13 protein-coding genes and 1 pseudogene are annotated in these 15,684 nt (G+C 57.6%); 5 read left to right on the top strand and 9 right to left on the bottom strand.

Annotated features, from left to right (window positions below):
- Nucleotides 1–77 precede the first annotated feature (77 nt).
- Nucleotides 78–302 carry a hypothetical protein gene (locus JQR86_RS09900; protein WP_010798231.1) on the top strand — a complete coding sequence of 75 codons (225 nt, stop codon included), beginning with the start codon at nucleotides 78–80 and terminating at the stop codon, nucleotides 300–302.
- A gap of 129 nt (nucleotides 303–431) precedes the next feature.
- On the opposite strand, the gene JQR86_RS09905 is transcribed toward JQR86_RS09900, so the two are convergent.
- The 3 genes and pseudogenes from JQR86_RS09905 to JQR86_RS09915 form a co-directional block, all read right to left on the bottom strand.
- Complete coding sequence (locus JQR86_RS09905; protein WP_434154873.1) at nucleotides 432–1,316, bottom strand: methyl-accepting chemotaxis protein; 885 nt, start codon at nucleotides 1,314–1,316, stop codon at nucleotides 432–434.
- Nucleotides 1,317–1,334: 18 nt separating this feature from the next.
- Nucleotides 1,335–2,555, bottom strand: a pseudogene (locus JQR86_RS09910) (PDC sensor domain-containing protein); the annotation flags it as partial.
- 143 nt (nucleotides 2,556–2,698) lie between these two features.
- Complete coding sequence (locus JQR86_RS09915) at nucleotides 2,699–4,018, bottom strand: MFS transporter (protein ID WP_434153485.1); 1,320 nt, start codon at nucleotides 4,016–4,018, stop codon at nucleotides 2,699–2,701.
- Between the two features lie 198 nt (nucleotides 4,019–4,216).
- On the opposite strand from JQR86_RS09915, the gene JQR86_RS09920 reads away from it, so the two are divergent.
- The 3 genes from JQR86_RS09920 to JQR86_RS09930 all read left to right on the top strand — a co-directional run bounded on the left by JQR86_RS09920 (nucleotide 4,217) and on the right by JQR86_RS09930 (nucleotide 8,698).
- Nucleotides 4,217–5,029: a hypothetical protein gene (locus tag JQR86_RS09920; protein ID WP_125889845.1), complete on the top strand. Its 813-nt coding sequence runs from the start codon at nucleotides 4,217–4,219 to the stop codon at nucleotides 5,027–5,029.
- A gap of 97 nt (nucleotides 5,030–5,126) precedes the next feature.
- Complete coding sequence (uvrA, locus tag JQR86_RS09925) at nucleotides 5,127–7,793, top strand: excinuclease ABC subunit UvrA (RefSeq protein WP_434153486.1); 2,667 nt, start codon at nucleotides 5,127–5,129, stop codon at nucleotides 7,791–7,793.
- Between the two features lie 83 nt (nucleotides 7,794–7,876).
- Nucleotides 7,877–8,698: a shikimate 5-dehydrogenase gene (locus JQR86_RS09930; protein ID WP_434153487.1), complete on the top strand. Its 822-nt coding sequence runs from the start codon at nucleotides 7,877–7,879 to the stop codon at nucleotides 8,696–8,698.
- 122 nt (nucleotides 8,699–8,820) lie between these two features.
- On the opposite strand, the gene JQR86_RS09935 is transcribed toward JQR86_RS09930, so the two are convergent.
- Genes JQR86_RS09935 through galB form a run of 3 tightly spaced genes read right to left on the bottom strand, consistent with a single transcriptional unit; the run spans nucleotide 8,821 to nucleotide 11,348 of the window.
- Nucleotides 8,821–9,894 carry a 4-oxalomesaconate tautomerase gene (locus JQR86_RS09935; protein WP_407363295.1) on the bottom strand — a complete coding sequence of 358 codons (1,074 nt, stop codon included), beginning with the start codon at nucleotides 9,892–9,894 and terminating at the stop codon, nucleotides 8,821–8,823.
- Nucleotides 9,895–9,897: 3 nt separating this feature from the next.
- Nucleotides 9,898–10,614 carry a 4-carboxy-4-hydroxy-2-oxoadipate aldolase/oxaloacetate decarboxylase gene (locus JQR86_RS09940; RefSeq protein ID WP_313548156.1) on the bottom strand — a complete coding sequence of 239 codons (717 nt, stop codon included), beginning with the start codon at nucleotides 10,612–10,614 and terminating at the stop codon, nucleotides 9,898–9,900.
- Nucleotides 10,611–11,348: a 4-oxalmesaconate hydratase gene (gene galB / locus JQR86_RS09945; protein ID WP_434153488.1), complete on the bottom strand. Its 738-nt coding sequence runs from the start codon at nucleotides 11,346–11,348 to the stop codon at nucleotides 10,611–10,613. The genes JQR86_RS09940 and galB overlap by 4 nt, the downstream gene beginning before the upstream one ends.
- 139 nt (nucleotides 11,349–11,487) lie before the next feature.
- On the opposite strand from galB, the gene JQR86_RS09950 reads away from it, so the two are divergent.
- Nucleotides 11,488–12,693 carry a LysR family transcriptional regulator gene (locus tag JQR86_RS09950; protein ID WP_019367502.1) on the top strand — a complete coding sequence of 402 codons (1,206 nt, stop codon included), beginning with the start codon at nucleotides 11,488–11,490 and terminating at the stop codon, nucleotides 12,691–12,693.
- Between the two features lie 33 nt (nucleotides 12,694–12,726).
- Here JQR86_RS09950 and JQR86_RS09955 read toward each other — a convergent pair whose 3' ends face one another.
- From JQR86_RS09955 to JQR86_RS09965, 3 genes are all read right to left on the bottom strand, one after another.
- Complete coding sequence (locus JQR86_RS09955; RefSeq protein WP_010798212.1) at nucleotides 12,727–12,948, bottom strand: DUF7740 domain-containing protein; 222 nt, start codon at nucleotides 12,946–12,948, stop codon at nucleotides 12,727–12,729.
- A gap of 74 nt (nucleotides 12,949–13,022) precedes the next feature.
- Complete coding sequence (locus JQR86_RS09960) at nucleotides 13,023–14,279, bottom strand: gallate dioxygenase (protein WP_019367501.1); 1,257 nt, start codon at nucleotides 14,277–14,279, stop codon at nucleotides 13,023–13,025.
- A 22-nt stretch (nucleotides 14,280–14,301) separates the two neighbouring features.
- On the bottom strand, nucleotides 14,302–15,642 hold the full coding sequence (locus JQR86_RS09965; RefSeq protein WP_010798210.1) for an MFS transporter: 1,341 nt from the start codon (nucleotides 15,640–15,642) through the stop codon (nucleotides 14,302–14,304).
- Nucleotides 15,643–15,684: the final 42 nt, after the last annotated feature.

Below are 15,684 nucleotides of genomic sequence, written 5' to 3' on the forward strand. Positions count from 1 at the left end.
TACCGATTAGCGGGGCTTTGTAAATGCCTAAAAGTCACCTATAACTAATCAGGTCAGCAACCTACAGGACAAACCTCATGCATTTTCTCATCATGCAGGGCCAGTATGGTCACAAGCTGGTTAGCTATAGCGATGCTGTATTTGATTTGAAAGAAGCACTGACGGAGTTGAAAGGGAAAGACGCTGCCAACTCACCGATGATTCTTGACGACAAGGTGGTGCAAAGTACCTACCTTTGCACCGAAACTGGCATGCCTGTGCAAGAAATCGACGGCTATCTCATCCGGCTGGCTGAGCTGTAACCCGGCCCCACGCTGCTGACCTGAGAGGGTCGTGTTCTTATCGCCGTATTGCAGTGTAAGAACCGCCCTCCCCTACTCCGATTGCTTCCCTGCGTTGCCCGCCCTTGTTGCGGGCGCGCAGTTCTGCCGTCAGACCTTGAACTGATTGACCAGGCGACGCTGCTGCTCGGCCAGCTGTGTCAGCTCGGCACTGGCGTGCGACGACTGCTCTGCACCCTGGGCCACTTCAGACGCAACCGTTCCGATCACGGTAACATTACGGTTGATGTCCTCCGCCACGGCACTTTGCTCTTCGGCCGCTCCCGCGATCTGGATGTTCATTTCCGTGATGACGGAAACCGCCTCGGTGATCGCCGCCAGCGCAGCTGCGGCCTCGGAAGATTGCTGCACGCTGGTCTCGGTCTTCGCCTGACTGGCCTGCATGATCTGCACCACGTCCTGCGTACCGCTTTGCAGCTGCTGGATCATGGTCTGGATTTCCTGAGTCGCCTGCTGAGTCTTGCCCGCCAGATTACGAACCTCATCCGCCACTACGGCAAAGCCGCGGCCCTGCTCACCAGCCCGTGCCGCCTCAATGGCTGCGTTGAGGGCCAGTAGGTTGGTCTGTTCGGCAATGCCGCGAATGCTGACCAGGATCGTGGTAATGTTTTCGCTGTCCTTGGCCAGCCCTTCCACGCTGACAACCGCACGGTCGATCTCGGCAGCCAGTGCGGAAATCGCATCGCTGGAGTTCTGCACAATGGTCCGCCCGTGATTGGCTGACTGATCCGCATTACCTGCCGCCTCGGCCGCCTGGTTGGCACTGCGGGCAACTTCCTGAGCTGTAGCGGACATCTCTTGAATGGCCGTCGCCACTTGATCGATTTCAGATTGTTGCTTCTGTACCCCTTGCTGGGTGTGAATGGCGATCTCTGCTGTATGCTCGGATGCATCGCTCACTTTTTGTACCGAGGATACTACCTGGGTAATCATGGCTTGCAGCTTGGCCAGGAAGCGGTTGAAACCCTTTGCCATGGCACCCAGCTCATCGGGCCGGTTTTCATCCAGCCGACGGGTCAGATCGCCCTCGCCTTGAGCGATATCATCCAGCATCAGCACCATTTGCTTCAGTGGTCGCGTGATACTGCGGCTTACCAGCCACAGCGCGCCAAGCCCGATAATGGCAAGGGCCAGGCCGACCAATCCCATTCCAAAGGTATTTCGATCGCTCTGCGCCTTGATATCGTCGTGAAGCTTCAGAGACTCGCCCAGTGCGGCCTGGATGGGCAGCTGGATCATCAGTGTCCATTGAGCGGACGTGTTACCGACCTTGAACGGTAGAAACAGCTCGATATGCCCATGCGCTTCGTCATAGTCGTATAGCGGCTCGGTCGACTTCAGCTGCTTTAGATTATTCAACTCGTTTTCATCCAGCAGAGTGCTGACAGACTTGCCTAGCTGGCCGGCGTCCTTGGTATAGGCAATCAAGGCACCATTACTGGCAATCAGTGCCATTTGACCTGCGCCCTGGTAGAGCGACTGGTTGGCCTTGACCAGAGCATCCTGAATAAAGCCGACGGACAGGTCCGCACCGGCAATACCCTGGAACTTGCCTTTGACCATGATAGGCGCGGTAAACGATGCCATCAGGACAGGCTTGCCAGCGACGTCATAGGTATAGGGGTCAACAGCGCAAAGCTGTTGCGTTTCCTTGGCACACAGATAGTACTCGCCCTCGCGCACGCCTAAGTCGGAGCGTTTCTGGCTTTCCATGAACTGAATGATGTCATGGCCGAGCATACCATCGGCATTACGGAACCAATACGGCAGAAAGCGGCCAGTGCTGTCATGCCCAGGCTGCCCCATGAACTGATAGTCGTCGCCTGCAAAGGCATTGGGCTCCCAGCCCAGATAAGCGCCCAGGAGTTCAGGGTGCTTTTCCATCGCATTTCGAACGATTCGATCCTGCTCATCTCGCGACAGATGGACGCTGGTGCTCGGATCGCTGGCAGCCAAGGCGCTCAGCTGCGCCAGTGATGCTGCGATGTTCAATGGCTTTTCAAGGTCATGCTGGATATGCATGACGTTGGCATCGGCCAGAGAAATCAGCCGCTCCTGGATGACCTTTTCAAACAACGCCTCTGTACCCTTGGCCGCCTGATCCTGTGTACGCTCGCCGGTAACCAACGCATACCCCACCAGGGCGATGACGATCGCCAGGATACAGGCACCGGCATACGCCATGATGGTGTACTGAATGGACTTGAATTTCATGGTGCCTTTCCCATGTCTGCTTAGCTAAAAGGCTCTATCGGCGCAGACCAGAAAAGCTGAATTGCAGCCTGTCGGTTGGGACAACACCTCGTCGCGCCTGCCTTGCCGGGTGCTCAGCCGACAGGACAGGTGCAGAAGCAAAATCAGTCTGACGAGGAGGAGAAATCGGTCAGGGGCCGCGACAATCGAGGGTCATGCCGGTAAGCCAGCATAAGGACAAGTCCGACCAGGCCCATGACCGCACAGTAGCCCACGCAGAACCAGGGGCTGACCGGCATCAGGGCAATCAGAGTCAACGGCGTGATGCTGCCCCAGATCGAGTACGCAATGTTATAGGTAAAGGAAATACCCGTGACTCGAATATTGGAGGGAAACAGCCCGATCATCACCGATGGCACGACGCCCACAATGCCGCAGGCAAGACCTGCGACTGCGTAGCCCAGCCAGAGCGCTATCGCCTCGCTGACCAGACTCGCATACAGGACGGCAATACCGGGGGCAAGAACGGCGCTGTACAATCCCATCGCCTGCCAGGGACCTATTCGATCGGCGATGCGTCCGGCGATGACGCAGCCAATATTCAGAAATACGATACCGATGCAGCTCATGCGGAACGCGGTACTGGTCGGAATATGAAAGTACTTCTGCATCACGGTAGGCGTCACAACCACCAGGACGACCACTGCCGAAGTCAGAACGCAAGTCAGCAGTGCCGCCGGCAGCAAGGCGGTGCGGTGTTCTCGCAGGACCGTCGATAACGGCAGGCGCGCCGATAATACCTTGCGAGCCTGCATCTCCATGAAGACAGGCGTCTCGTTCAGCCACCGCCGTAGCCATACCGCCAGGACGCCAAAAAAGCCGCCCAGGATAAAGGGGATACGCCAGGCATAGGCGTGGAGTTCTTTCTCGACATAGATTGATGACAGCACCGTGGCCGTCAGTGCACCCAACAGGTAGCCAAAGGTCAGGCCGGCCTGAAGAATACCCAGCGCATAACCTCGGTGATTGGCCGGGGCATGCTCTGCTACAAACACCCAGGCACTGGGCACCTCGCCGCCGACGGCAGCCCCCTGCAATACCCGTAGTGCCAGCAGGATCAGCGGTGCAAAGTAGCCGATCTGCGCATAAGTAGGCATCACGCCAATGAGCAGGCTTGGCAACGCCATAAGCAGGATGCTCAGGTTGAACATGCGCTTGCGCCCCAGGCGGTCGGCATAATGTGCCATCAGAATCCCGCCCAGCGGACGCGCCAGATACCCGGTAGCAAAAATGCCAAAGCTTTGCAGCAGCCGCAGCCATTCAGGCATTTCCGGCGGGAAAAACAACTGGCTGAGCACCAGCGCGAAAAAGACGAAAATAATGAAATCGTAGATTTCCAGGGCACCGCCCAGCGCCGCCAGACCCAGGGTCTTATGGTCCTGCCAGGATAATCGCCGGGCAGGCGTATGAATGTCGCTATGCATGTAAACGTGCCCGCTCTCTTCTTGCCTAAACATGAGGCGGCGCAGAATACAGGGAAGTCACTGTCTTGTTACAGTGTAAACGTATCTCGAAGTCCCTCATGTCAATCGTCTAAGTGTTCGCCTCAACCCATGGCACGGCAGCGGGTCTAATCCGATACGCCTATCCCTGATATAACTCAACTCCCTGAAGCGTCAGTCATGTTTATGAAATACCTGTTCATCCTTGGTGCGCGAGATCCTGAAATGATGCTCATCGAGACCCTGGTTCTTAGGGCACGGCATCGACTGGCCTATGCGCTGGCGGATGAGCGTCGGGTATACGCGGGCAATGCCTATAAAGCCGATCGCACATCTGCCCGCCAAGGCGAGCCCCATGGCCCTATCGTCTGGGTGGAATGCGGCCTCGCCGATACCTCCCAACCTCGTGATATCGTGGTAGACCATCATCATGAAGGCGATCCGGGGTATGACATGCCTCCGGCGCGCTACTGGGAAGGCTCCTCGCTGGGGCAGGTCTGCCAGCTGCTGGAGATCGAGCCGACGCCGGAGCTGCAACTGGCTGCCGCCGCCGACCATTGCCTGAGCGCAGCCTACAAAGGTCTCTGCCCCGGGGTCGATCCGGCTGATCTACGCGCGTGGCGTATCGCCTCCCGGTCGAATTGGCAAAAGATCAATCCTGATCAATTACGAGCCACGATCGAGGCGGCAATCGAACAGGTCAAGGCGCTCAAACCAATCTCCATCGCCGGCCATGAATTCTTCGATGCCATGGATCACGATATCCCCGAACTCTCCGAGGCATCCGCCATCTTGGGGCGCCCCGTCATGTACAGCATGCCGGAGCCCCGGAGCGGACGTATCAAGGTCGGTGCCCTGAATGGCTCTCCAGACATGCTTCAGGCCTGGATGAGCTGCGCCCGAGAGGTCTTGGGCCTTGAGGATGTGTACGGCAACCCGATTCGTGGATACGCCGGTGGGTATTTACGTGGGGATATCTTGCAACGTGCATGAGGCCTGGATCGCAACGTAGCGGTTTTCCTGGCTGTTGTGCAGTCGTCCCGGCAGGTAAAAGGTCCTATGAATACGTTCCTACGCCAAGACCTGACGCATGCCCAACAAACGAAGCACGCCTGATCCCACCCACGCCTCTCCCTCTACAGCCCCCGGCTTTGTCCGCGTCCGGGGCGCGCGTGAGCACAATCTCAAGAATGTAGATGTCGACATCCCCCGCGACAGCCTGGTTGTTTTTACCGGCGTTTCGGGCTCTGGCAAGTCCTCCCTTGCCTTTGGAACCCTGTACGCCGAGGCCCAGCGTCGTTACTTTGAATCGGTGGCACCCTATGCCCGTCGCCTGATCGATCAGGTGGGCGTACCGAATGTGGACACCATAGAAGGATTGCCTCCGGCTGTTGCTCTCCAGCAGCAACGCGGCACGCCCAGCGCTCGCTCTTCGGTGGGTAGCGTCACTACCCTGTCCAGCCTGATCCGCATGCTGTACTCACGCGTCGGCACCTATCCGCCTGATCAACCCATGCTCTACGCAGAGGACTTTTCGCCCAACACACCCCAAGGCGCCTGTCCTAAATGTCATGGGCTCGGACGAGTCTATGAAGTAACCGAGCAGTCTATGGTACCGGACGACTCGCTGACTATTCGCGAGCGGGCCATTGCCGCCTGGCCTACTGCCTGGCAGGGGCAGAATCTGCGGGACATTCTGGTAACCCTGGGCTACGACGTAGACACACCTTGGCGCGATATCCCTCAAAAGGATCGCGACTGGATTCTTTTTACTGAAGAACAGCCGACCGTTCCGGTCTATCCCGGCCTGACACCAGAGCAGACCCGCGAAGCTCTCAAGCACAAGCGCGAGCCCAGCTACATGGGCACCTTCACCGGTGCGCGCCGCTATGTGTTACATACCTTTGCCCATTCGCAGAGCGCGTTAATGAAAAAACGAGTATCCCAATTCATGGTGGGTAGCCTGTGTCCGCTGTGTGAAGGTAAGCGCCTGAAGCGTGAGGCGCTGTCCGTCACCTTTGCCGGGCATGACATTGGCGAGCTGGCCCGCATGCCTCTGCTGACCCTGGTTGATGTCCTCACACCTGTTGCAGCCGGTGCGCTGGCTTCAGGGTCATCCCCCGTGGAGAAAACCTTCACAAGGGAAGAATCACGCCGCGCACGTGAAGCGCGTGCCCGGGAAGGTGGCGCTTCCCATGAGGCCGCCCCGGACGTGCGCCGCACGCCGACTCTGTCAGACGAAAAGCGCCTGGCGGCCCAACGTATCGCCCAGGATCTGCTGGAACGCCTGACAACCCTGACCGAGCTAGGCCTGGGGTACCTCTCTCTGGAACGCAGTACCCCAACATTGTCTTCGGGAGAGCTGCAACGTTTACGCCTTGCCACTCAGTTGAATTCGCAGCTTTTCGGAGTGATCTATGTGCTCGATGAACCCTCCGCCGGTCTGCATCCTGCTGACGGCGAAGCGTTGTTCACGGCTCTGGATCAACTCAAGGCGGCCGGCAATTCCTTGTTCGTAGTGGAGCACGATCTAGAGACGATGCGGCGTGCGGACTGGCTGGTGGATGTGGGCCCTGCAGCAGGCGAACACGGTGGTACGGTTCTCTACAGCGGACCGCCCGCCGGATTGGCCCATGTCGAAGCGTCCCAAACGCGGGATTACCTGTTTGCGTCTCGGCGCACAGCAGCCCCCTTGAGCCGCCCGCACCGCAAGCCGCTTCATTGGCTAAGACTAACCGGCGTAACGCGCAACAACCTCAAGGCCCTTGATGTTGCGTTTCCGCTTGGCTGCTTTACCTCCGTTACCGGCATTTCTGGCTCCGGCAAATCGACTCTTGTCAGCCAGGCCCTGTTGGAGTTGGTCGGTGAGCAGCTAGGCCGGCCGCTGGCCGAGCGCGATGAAGATGAATCACCTCTGGACGAGGAGGCCCCTCAGCCGCTCTCAGGACAAATCATTGAAGGCATGGAGCATATTCGCCGACTGGTCCAGGTGGATCAGAAGCCGATCGGTCGCACACCGCGCTCCAACCTTGCCACTTATACAGGCCTTTTTGACGGCATCCGCAAACTGTTTGCCGCGACCCCGGAAGCCCGGAAACGGCGATATGACGCCGGTCGCTTTTCATTCAACGTAGCCAAGGGGCGTTGCCCGACCTGTGAGGGCGAAGGCTTCGTCAGTGTCGAACTGCTGTTCATGCCCAGAGTGTATGCGCCCTGCCCGACCTGCCATGGCGCCCGTTACAACGCCGAAACGCTGGAAGTCACCTGGCAAGGAAAAACCATTGCGGAAGTCCTGAACCTGACGGTAGAGGATGCCTGTACCTTCTTCGCGGAGGAAGCTGGCGTACTCCGTCCCTTGCACGTCCTGCGTGATATTGGTCTGGGCTATCTGCGCCTGGGGCAACCAGCCACGGAGCTTTCCGGCGGTGAAGCACAGCGCATCAAGCTGGCAACCGAGTTGCAACGTACCCAGCGCGGCGCTACGCTCTATGTACTTGATGAGCCTACAACGGGTCTACACCCTACTGATACCGACCGCCTGGTGCGCCAGCTCAACGGTCTGGTAGAGGCTGGCAATACAGTTGTTGTGGTTGAACATGATATGCGCGTCGTGGCGCAAAGCGATTGGGTCATCGATATCGGCCCAGGGGCTGGTGATAGAGGCGGACACATTGTCGCGAGCGGTACACCCGAGAGCGTTGCAAAAGAGACCAGCAGCAAGACCGCGCCTTACCTGCGGGCGGTACTGGAGAGCTGATCGGGTTCACATACCAAGCGGTGCTTGGGAACCGCAAGCCCGCTTGGCTGACAAACAGGAGCCGCTTTTTTGAAGGAATCAAAATGCCTCACGCCATCAATAAAGACACCCAGGTTTGCATGTCCCTGGCGGGACGCCCTGGCAACACCGGTACACGGTTTCACAATCATCTGTACGAAGCCCTGAACCTGAATTATCTCTACAAGGCGTTCACAACCACCGACCTGCCTGCTGCCATTGGCGGCATTCGAGCGCTTGGCATACGCGGATGCGCTATTTCCATGCCGTTCAAGGAAGCCTGCATTCCTCTTCTGGATGGCCTCGACCCTTCTGCCGCCGTGATCGATTCAGTCAATACGATTGTGAACGATGACGGTAAGCTGACAGGCTATAACACGGACTTCCTGGCTGTCGCCTCACTGCTTGATAGCCATCAGGTGTCTCGTGATCTGACGCTTGCGCTACGGGGTAGCGGCGGTATGGCCAAGGCTGTGGCGTTTGCGTTGCGGGAGGCCGGCTTCAAAAAGGGACACATCGTGGCCCGCAATCCCACTACCGGCCGAGCCCTGGCTGAATCCTGCGGGTATGAGTGGACCGAATCCCTGGGCGACCTGCGCCCTGAGCTCATCATCAATGTGACACCCGTAGGCATGACCGGCGGACCGGAAGCGGACGATCTGTCTTTTGATGACGAAGTGATTCAAGAGGCTAAAGTGGTATTTGATGTCGTGGCAATGCCATCCGAAACGCCACTGATCCAGCGGGCCCGAGCGCTGGGCAAGCCTGTTATTACTGGCGCGGAAGTGGTCGCCTTGCAGGCACTGGAGCAGTTTGTCCTGTACACCGGCATCCGCCCAAGTCCTGAGCAGGTTGAAGCCGCCGCGGCATACTCGCGCAATCAATAAGCGCTTTATTGCAGGGCTTTTGTTTGTGGATGAAAGTCCTGCTCCTTATAAGAGTAACTAAAGCCTTATCAGCCTATACCGGTACGCTCTTCATCAGCGGACAACCATGCACTTATTGATGACTATGCCCAGACCGAGCGTGGCACATAAACATGTCCGTCAAACAAAAGGCGAGCGGTCCGCAAGAGTCCACAACCTGTTAACTGTCCCGCATGGCGGTCTAGTTTGACGGTAAATTCTCCCGTGGGATGTTCAACAGAAAGCTGCAACGAGTCGCCTTGCTCTACCTGGGCTAACCCATCAGTTACCGAGCCCTCGATCAGACAGGCCGAGGCCACGCTTACCGCACCGAAAACGCCAATAGAGGCGTGGCAGCGATGGGGAATAAAGGTTCGACTACTGATAGCACCACCCGCTTGGGGTTCGGCAATCAAGCACATTTTGGGGACTGTACGGTGGGTAACATCCCCCAGGTTCATACGCGGCCCGGCCTGAAGACGAATCGACTCGATTCTGGTCTTAAGTTCGGTATCGCCATCCAGCTGCTCACGCGTCTCATAACCGGTGCGACCCAGATCGGCCGCTCGAAGCAGCACTACCGGCATGCCATTATCGATACAGGTCACCTCAATCCCATCAAACGTGTCGCACACGTTTCCGGTCGGTAACAGCGCACCACAACTAGAGCCAGCAATATCCTCGAATTCAACAATCAGCGGAGCGGCCGTACCCGGTACGCCATCAATGCGGGCATCGCCTTCATACTGCACCTCACCGTTTGGCGTAAGTACATTCGCAACGGCAATCTGACCGGTGTTTTCCATGAAGATACGAACCTGAGTTGTATCTTCCAGCACAGGAACCAGTCCTTGTTCTATGGCAAACGGGCCAACACCCGCCAGAATATTGCCGCAGTTCTGCCCGTAGTCGACTCGCGCTTCCTCTACCAGTACCTGAGCGAACAGGTAGTCCACATCGACATCCGGTCGCTCGGAGCGCTTGATGATCGCAACCTTACTGGTCAGCGAATCTGCGCCGCCGATACCGTCAATCTGGCGCTTGTCAGGCGAGCCCATAACGGCCAGCAGGACTTTTTCCCGCAGTGCTTCATCGGTAGGAAGATCAGTGGCGAGAAAGTACGCTCCCTTGGAAGTACCGCCGCGCATCATCAGGCAAGGAATGCGAGTCTGTCCCATGGTTCAGCCCTCTAGCTCGTCCAGGCTATCAACGTACCGAAGGCCCTTTTCGGCCAGGCGAGGACGCATGTTGTAGATGTCGAGCCCTAATTCGCCATTAGCCAACCGAATCCGCTTCTGCTCTTCGGCATCGGCCCGCTTGCGACTGGCCTCGACCACGGTTTGCACCTCGGCACGCCGAACCACCACAACGCCATCGTCATCAGCCACAATAACGTCGCCGGGGTTGATCAACTGGCCGGCACAAATCACTGGAATGTTAACCGAGCCGAGCGTTTCCTTGACCGTGCCCTGGGCATAGACCGCTTTCGACCACACGGCAAAGCCCATCTCCCGCAGCGTGCGGCTATCGCGTACACCTGCATCGACCACCAGCCCACGTACACCGCGTGCTTTGAGCGAGGTCGCCAGCAGGTCACCAAAGTAACCATCGTGGCATGGCGAACTGGGTGCTACGACCAGGATATCGCCCGGCTGGCACTGCTCTACCGCAACATGGAACATCCAGTTGTCCCCGGGTGCTACCAGTACAGTTACAGCCGAACCGCTGATGCCATAATCCTGCTGGACCGGGCGAATATCTGGAGCCAGCAGCCCTTTGCGACCCTGAGCTTCGTGAACGGTTGCTACACCATACTGACCCAGCTCATCAATCAGCCCCGCTTCGGCCCGTGCGATAGTGCGGACTACAACGCCGGTCTTGCCGATCAAGCTGCTCATCCCAGATTCTCCGTCACGCGTGGGAAGATGCTCTGGTAGCCCTCACCGTAGATGATGTTCTTACTGGAGGTAATGCCTACGTTGCGCTTGGCCTGTACGCCACGTTGTAGCGCTACACGGGTGTAGTACTCCCACAAGTGTTCCTGGCCAGCCATGCACTGAATAGCGGCATATTTCTTGTCCCACACTTCGGTGATGTCCAGCAGTACATCCGGGCGCCATTCGCACTGCTCAGGCTGGTGCGGCTCGAAGCAATAGACGGGCGGCGCACCGACAATTTTCTCGCCCGGCTTGTAGCCTTCTGCCTGAGCGATGATGCGCGCTTCCTGTGCCAGGTGCGTAGCCAGTGGATGGTCGTAGTTGTAGGGGTCCTTCAGCGAGTGACTAAGCACAAATTCCGGCTGTACGCGGCGGAACACATCGGCCAGACGAAACAGCGTTTCCTTGTCGGCACGCATAGGGTAATCACCGATGTCGAAGAACTCGACAGTGGCACCCAGTATCTCAGCTGCCGCCTGCGCCTCTTCACGGCGCGCCGCCTTGACCTTCTCTTCGGTCATTTCGCCCTTGCGCCAGAGCTTGGCTGACTCGCCCCGCTCACCAAAGGACAGGCAGACGACATGCACGTCATAACCCTGCCTGGCATGCAGAGCGATAGCGCCACCTGCACGCCAGACGAAATCAGCGGAATGGGCGCTGACAACCAGAGCAGTTTTTTTGTTGGAATCGATCATGTCCAGGCTCCTCATGTTTTCAAGGAGAGTCGCACGGCTGATCCTGAGCGAATATTGCGTTCAGCTAGAGCAGGTATACCTTTTACTTATCAACACGCCGCGCGCATGATGCAGGCATGTGCCCTGCCAAGAGAACACCATGACTGCCGAACTTCCCAATCTGATGCAGATACGCGCGTTTGTCCGGGTGGCGGACCAAGGCAGTGTTTCCAAGGCGTCTGAAGTACTGTACCGCGCGCAATCGGTTGTCACCCGTTCCATTCGCGACCTGGAAGAGCGGCTTACCATTGCATTGTTCGAACGGCATGCCAATGGAATGCGGCTGACCGATTACGGCGCCCGCATCTTGCCTCGTGCACGACAGGCACTGGCTGAGCTGGAGACAGTACCCCGCTTGCTGGGTACCCATCCAGGCGCGATCACCGAACCCCTTTATCTGATGCATACCCGGCGTCTGGAAGTGTTTGTCAAGCTGTGCGAAACCCACCATATGCAAACGGTAGCTACCCTTTTCGGTCTGACCCAACCCGCTGTGAGTGCAGCCCTCAAAGTGTTGGAAGGTGGTTGCGGCCATACACTGTTCGAGCGCACTCCCAAAGGCCTTCAGCCTACACGAGCGAGCCTGGATATTGTCCTGCCGATTCGTCGGGCATTGAATGAGCTGCGCCATATCGATGCCGACATTGCCGCCCTACGCGGCTCGCTCCAGGGAACCGTCATGGTGGGTGCCTTGCCCTTGGGGCGAACCCGGCTGTTGCCTGAAGCTATTGTGCGCCTCGTCTCTGCGTACCCTCAAATTCGTGTGGCGACCAATGAAAGTGCGTTTGACCTGTTGGCTACCGACCTGCGGGCCGGTGACATCGACTTTGTACTGGGCGCCCTGCGCCCCTCCGACTATGCCAGCGATCTGTTGGGTGAAACGCTGCTGACTGAAGAGCTGGTGGTACTGGTACGCCGGGGCCATCCATTACTGGATCAGGGGGTAAATACCAATGACCTTATCCATGCTCGCTGGGTGCTGCCCCGTGCAGGCTCGCCGGCCCGCAACCAGCTCGATGCCTTCTTTAGCGAGCTGGGTACGGAAACGCCACTACCGGTAGTTGAAACGGGGGATCTGGCGATTATCCGTGGGCTGCTCGTACGCTCCGATATGTTGGCTGTTGTTTCAGCCCATCAACTTGAATACGAGATCGCCTCAGGCGAGTTGCAACGTCTCCCCTTGCGGCTTCGCCATACCACCCGCGCCATAGGTTTGATCTACCGCACCGGTGGCCTGCACTCACCTGCAGCCAATGCGTTGATGGAAAAGATCCGTGAAGTAGCCCTGGAGCGTTTGGACGCCTGATTTTACTGGGATGCAGGCGCTTTATAAGCCAGCCTAGACCGCACCTACTTTGCCAATAACGCTGTCAGGGATGGTTTTGATCAGCACCTTGACGCAAAACAGTGGTGAAGGACTGTCTGCGATGGATGCCACTACTGCCTTGTATTTGGCAGGAATCTGGTCAAGGCATCGCTTGGCCGTTCGTGTTACGGCCTCGTTAGAGTCGTGTATTTCGGCAGCAAGTGCCAGGGCGAGAAGTGCTTCCAGAAACGTCATGACACCAGACTGCCAATGGACTATCGCCATTTAGTGAATGGACGCAGCGACAGGCACCGCGCCCTGGGTTGGAGTTATTTCTTTCCAGCAACCGAGTACAGCACCTGCTGATTACGCGTTTTCTGGAACTCTTCCAGTGATTGGCCACGCATGGCTGAATAGATGTGCAGGTTGGATACCCCTACCACCGCGCCGAGCTTCTCTAGCAGGAAGAAAATAACACCGTAGTGAATCAGCCCACGCCAATCGCGGCGTCGAATCAGGTCGCGCTCTTCGTCAGTCAGGCCGGCTTCCTCGAACATGGCCTCCGGTTCCTCCAGAAAACGCTCACGCCAGGCCGGAGTGATCATGCCATGCAGGAATTTGTTCAGCCGATATCCTTTGGCACTGCGCTCCAGCGTAAACGGGTACGTGCCCTCCAGCTTTTCGACACCAGCCAACTGATGGTTCATGTGTTCGCGGTGGCGGGCTTGTACGTCGATGGGTAATGGCCGCGCCTGGTTTTCCAGGAGCAGCGTCGCGATCCCGGTCATCGAAGGAAGGTAATAATCCTGGTGAATCAGCTTTACATTGGATGAGAGCGCACCACGCATGATCAGCCAAGTGATGACCTCCGACCCCTCAAGTCCACCCAGCGTTGCGTATTCGGCAATGGTCATCTCGGTAAGACGCGCGGGATCGTTGACAAAGAGATCAACAAACTGGGCGTCCCATTCAGGATTATTGAAGCCACACCGCTCACCATGGACCTGATGGGACACACCACCCGTGGCAGCAATGACCACCCTCAGATCCTCGGGATAGCTCTCGATGGCACGCCGCAAGGCCTGTCCCAGGTTGTAGCAGCGCTTGGCACTCGGGATCGGAAACTGCAACACACCGACCTGCAGAGGGACTACGTCTACCGGCCATTCCGGCTCGAACGGCAGCAGCGCAGACATAGGCGAGAACAGACCATGGTCGATCGGCTTGTCACGAAAGAACGACATGTCGAACTCATCAGCCATGAGACTGGCCCCGATATGCCGGGCCAGCGCCGCATGCCCACCAATGGCAGGCAGTCCACGTACGCCACCGCCCTCGTCTGCCACACCATAGTGATCGTCTACGCCCAGGGCGAAGGCCGAATAGTGATCGAAGAAGAACGAGGTGATGTGATCGTTGAAGATATAAAACAGCACATCAGGCTGCTTGTCCTTAAGCCACTCCTTCATCGGCTCGAAGCTCTTGAAGATGGGCGCCCAGGCGGCCTCCTCCTGCTTGTTGTGGTCGACTGCAAAGCCGATCGTAGGCGTGTGCGAGACGGCCAGGCCTCCGATAATACGTGCCATATGAATAATCCTTAATGAATGATCAAGACGCCAAGGCAGGCTGGGCTGCACGCCGTGCAGCATAACCATTGCCCAGTATGGCCAGCGCTGCCACGAAAGCCGGTATCGCCAGCACTGCAAAAATCAATCCGAAGCTCAGCCCAAGGCTCAGCACCGCACCACCGATTACCGAGCCGAAGATCGCACCAAAGCGGCCTATCCCCAACATCCAGCTCACACCTGTGGCGCGGGACTCGGTAGGGTAATAGCCGGGGGCATAGGCATTAAGACCTGTCTGCGCGCCGCTCATGCAAAAGCCCGCCGCGATAACGCCAAGTGTCAGCAGGCTGGATTCCAGGCCAAAGGCACCCAAGAGCAGGATGAACGCACCGCCCAAAGCATAGGAGCCTGCAATAACACGATTGGGATTGCGCCTGTCCATGATCCAGCCAACCACGATTGCTCCTACCGTCCCGCCAATCTGAAACAGCCCTGTGATGGTCGCTGCACGCTCGATCGGGATACCGGACTCACGAATCAGCGTAGGCAACCAGCCCATCATCAGGTAGATCACGAGCAACCCCATGAAATAGGTAACCCAGAGGGAAAACGTTCCTAAACGATAACGCTCTGCAAACAAGGCGCGAACCGGCGCCTTGTGGTGAACCGTAGGCTCAAGCGTGATAAAACGTGTTTGCGCCGTAAACTGGCCACCCAGTCGATTCAGCACTTTAGCGATACGGGCGGCAGGTGCGTCTTTTACGACAAGAAACCGGGCAGACTCAGGCAAAAACAGCCAGAGGAACGGCAGCAAGAGGATAGGTAGAAGGCCACCCACCAGCAGCACAGACTGCCAACCATAATGGGGAATCAGCCAGGCAGCTACAAAGCCGCCAGCACCCGAGCCCAGGTTGAACCCGGTAAACATCACGGTAATCAGCACGGAGCGATAGCGCTCGGGTAAATACTCCGAAAGCAGTGTCGTCGTATTGGGCATCGCCGCCCCGAGCCCTACCCCGGTGAGAAAACGCAGGATGGCCAGCTCATAAGGGTTACGTGCGAAGGCGCATGCCAGGCTCAGCGCACCAAATACAGTCACAGCGCCAAGCAGTACCGTCTTGCGACCGAAGCGGTCGGCATAAGGGCCCGCAACCAATGCACCCACCGCAAGACCAACCATGGCCGCACTCATGACCGGTCCGAAGGCGGTTTTGGATAGATTCCAGTCCTGCATCAGTGACGGCGCAATGAAGCCCATGACGGCGACATCCACACCATCGAACAGGACGATGAAAAAACACAGGACAAGGATCAACCACTGATAGCCCGAGACAGGCCGGTTATCAATCCATTGTTTAACGTCGACAGGCGAGTCGGTGTGCATGACGGCCACCCTTGTTGTTTTTATGGTGATTCGAATGCCCAT

The sequence above is a fragment of the Pseudomonas sp. JZ134 genome (assembly GCF_051027695.1).
In the GTDB taxonomy this organism is placed as follows: domain Bacteria; phylum Pseudomonadota; class Gammaproteobacteria; order Pseudomonadales; family Pseudomonadaceae; genus Chryseomonas; species Chryseomonas luteola.

Excerpts from the sequence above, each read along its gene's own strand:
- JQR86_RS09920 (WP_125889845.1), top strand. The coding sequence starts at position 4,217 with ATGTTTATGAAATACCTGTTCATCCTTGGTGCGCGAGATCCTGAAATG.
- JQR86_RS09950 (WP_019367502.1), top strand. The coding sequence starts at position 11,488 with ATGACTGCCGAACTTCCCAATCTGATGCAGATACGCGCGTTTGTCCGG.
- JQR86_RS09960 (WP_019367501.1), bottom strand. The coding sequence starts at position 14,279 with ATGGCACGTATTATCGGAGGCCTGGCCGTCTCGCACACGCCTACGATC.
- JQR86_RS09900 (WP_010798231.1), top strand. The coding sequence starts at position 78 with ATGCATTTTCTCATCATGCAGGGCCAGTATGGTCACAAGCTGGTTAGC.
- JQR86_RS09935 (WP_407363295.1), bottom strand. The coding sequence starts at position 9,894 with ATGGGACAGACTCGCATTCCTTGCCTGATGATGCGCGGCGGTACTTCC.
- JQR86_RS09905 (WP_434154873.1), bottom strand. The coding sequence starts at position 1,316 with ATGGCAAAGGGTTTCAACCGCTTCCTGGCCAAGCTGCAAGCCATGATT.
- JQR86_RS09955 (WP_010798212.1), bottom strand. The coding sequence starts at position 12,948 with ATGACGTTTCTGGAAGCACTTCTCGCCCTGGCACTTGCTGCCGAAATA.
- JQR86_RS09915 (WP_434153485.1), bottom strand. The coding sequence starts at position 4,018 with ATGCATAGCGACATTCATACGCCTGCCCGGCGATTATCCTGGCAGGAC.
- uvrA (WP_434153486.1), top strand. The coding sequence starts at position 5,127 with ATGCCCAACAAACGAAGCACGCCTGATCCCACCCACGCCTCTCCCTCT.
- JQR86_RS09940 (WP_313548156.1), bottom strand. The coding sequence starts at position 10,614 with ATGAGCAGCTTGATCGGCAAGACCGGCGTTGTAGTCCGCACTATCGCA.
- JQR86_RS09965 (WP_010798210.1), bottom strand. The coding sequence starts at position 15,642 with ATGCACACCGACTCGCCTGTCGACGTTAAACAATGGATTGATAACCGG.
- JQR86_RS09930 (WP_434153487.1), top strand. The coding sequence starts at position 7,877 with ATGCCTCACGCCATCAATAAAGACACCCAGGTTTGCATGTCCCTGGCG.
- galB (WP_434153488.1), bottom strand. The coding sequence starts at position 11,348 with ATGATCGATTCCAACAAAAAAACTGCTCTGGTTGTCAGCGCCCATTCC.